This is a genomic window from Sulfitobacter sp. HI0129, assembly GCF_001635395.1.
GTDB lineage: Bacteria > Pseudomonadota > Alphaproteobacteria > Rhodobacterales > Rhodobacteraceae > Sulfitobacter.
The window spans coordinates 1-269 of sequence record NZ_LWGH01000969.1; the positions used below are offsets into that span (position 1 = coordinate 1).

A 269-nucleotide genomic window follows, 5' to 3' on the forward strand; every position below is an offset into this window, starting at 1 on the left:
GTGGCGGCCAGCACCGCATAGGCCGCGATATAGACGGCGGAGCGCGCAGAGACCTGGATGGAGCGCGCATCCAGCAGTGCCTGTTCGGCGTCCAGCACATCCAGCGTGGTGCGCGCGCCCAGCGTCGCCTCCTCCCTCACGCCGCGAAAGGCAATCTCCGCCGCGCTTATCTGCCGGTCGGAGGCTTCGAGCTGCGCGCGGGCGGCGGCGTAATCGGCATAGGCATTGCCCACCGATTGCTGCACGTTTTCACGCACCACATGCAGGTT

Annotated in this window: 1 protein-coding gene; it reads right to left on the reverse strand. The window is 67.3% G+C overall.

Features of this window, described 5'->3' with window-relative positions; translation table 11 throughout:
* The coding region (locus tag A3764_RS21425) for a TolC family protein (protein WP_161487527.1) at positions 1-269 on the reverse strand (269 nt) is incomplete at both ends.